General features: G+C 41.0%; 1 protein-coding gene. It reads left to right on the top strand.

Going from position 1 to position 2083, the window contains the following annotated elements; genetic code table 11:
- The coding region (locus ADH31_RS10045; RefSeq protein ID WP_414716741.1) for a mucin-binding protein at positions 1 to 2083 on the top strand (2083 nt) is incomplete at both ends.

Below are 2083 nucleotides of genomic sequence, written 5' to 3' on the forward strand. Positions count from 1 at the left end.
AACTGTAACTTACAAACCACTTGGAAACTTGGTTCCAAAACCAGAGACACCAAACGATCCAAACTTCCCATCAACACCAGGAGTGAAGTATCCAAATAATCCAACGGATCCAACGAAACCAGGTCAACCACTTGTTCCAGATGTGCCAGGTTATGAACCACATCTTCCAGATCCAAATGATCCAACAAAACCAGGTAAACCAATCCAACCAGGGACACCTGTAACACCTGATAAACCAGGTGAAGATACACCAATCATCTATGTACCAAAAACAACTGAAGTAACAAAACCAACTAAACAAACGGTAACGTTTGAAGGAGCAGGAACAGCTACTCCAGCTGATAAGGTTCAAAATGACTTCACCTTTACTGGTAAACAAAAAAATGGTACAACAACATGGGATCAACCTAATCACACTTATGGTAAAGAAACAGTTCCAGTTGTTGAACATTACTATGCTGATAAGAAGGAAGCTGGATCTAAGACAGTTACTCCAGACCAACCAGAAGTTACGGATAAGGTTACTTATAAACCACTTGGTAAGATCATCCCAGTTGATGAAACTAATACACCAATTCCAAGTGCACCAACTCCACAGTACAACAATGATCCACAAGATCCAACTAAGGGTGGCAAGACTCCAACTCCAGTTATCCCAGGTTATGTGACAGACACTCCAAGTGTAACACCTAACAAACCAGGAGAAGATACACCTGTTGTCTACCGTAAGGCAGAACAAAAAGCTATTATCAAGTACGTTGATCAAACAACTGGTCAAACCCTTGCCAATGATCAAGTCGGTGGTAAATCAGGTGAGGCAATTAATTACTCAACTGCGGACAAGATCAAGTATTATGAAGATCGTGGTTACGTTCTCGTTAGCGATGAGTTCCCAACAGGTGCCCACTTCGATAACGATGCTTCAGTCGATCAAACATGGACAGTAACCTTGAAACATGGTGAAACACCAGTTGGACCAAACGATCCACATAATCCAACAGATCCAATCAATCCAAATGATCCAAACAGTCCTAAATACCCTGCGGAAGATCAATGGAAGAAAGATGTAACGTCAACTGTTCATTATGTAGGTGCAGGTAGTCAAACACCAGCAGACAATGTTCAAAATGCACAATGGACACGTACCTTAAAACTTGATAAAGTTACAGGTAAAGTTCTTAACCCTGATGAAGCATGGACAACTAATAAGACTAACTATGATGCAGTTCCAACGCCAGGTGTTACTGGATACTATGCGGATAAAGCAAGTGTTGATTCTAAGACAGTCACTCAAGAAAATCTTGAAGAAACTGTAACTTACAAACCACTTGGAAACTTGGTTCCAAAACCAGAGACACCAAACGATCCAAACTTCCCATCAACACCAGGAGTGAAGTATCCAAATAATCCAACGGATCCAACGAAACCAGGTCAACCACTTGTTCCAGATGTGCCAGGTTATGAACCACATCTTCCAGATCCAAATGATCCAACAAAACCAGGTAAACCAATCCAACCAGGGACACCTGTAACACCTGATAAACCAGGTGAAGATACACCAATCATCTATGTACCAAAAACAACTGAAGTAACAAAACCAACTAAACAAACGGTAACGTTTGAAGGAGCAGGAACAGCTACTCCAGCTGATAAGGTTCAAAATGACTTCACCTTTACTGGTAAACAAAAAAATGGTACAACAACATGGGATCAACCTAATCACACTTATGGTAAAGAAACAGTTCCAGTTGTTGAACATTACTATGCTGATAAGAAGGAAGCTGGATCTAAGACAGTTACTCCAGACCAACCAGAAGTTACGGATAAGGTTACTTATAAACCACTTGGTAAGATCATCCCAGTTGATGAAACTAATACACCAATTCCAAGTGCACCAACTCCACAGTACAACAATGATCCACAAGATCCAACTAAGGGTGGCAAGACTCCAACTCCAGTTATCCCAGGTTATGTGACAGACACTCCAAGTGTAACACCTAACAAACCAGGAGAAGATACACCTGTTGTCTACCGTAAGGCAGAACAAAAAGCTATTATCAAGTACGTTGATCAAACAACTGGT

This window comes from Streptococcus pseudopneumoniae (genome assembly GCF_001072375.1).
GTDB lineage: Bacteria > Bacillota > Bacilli > Lactobacillales > Streptococcaceae > Streptococcus > Streptococcus pseudopneumoniae_L.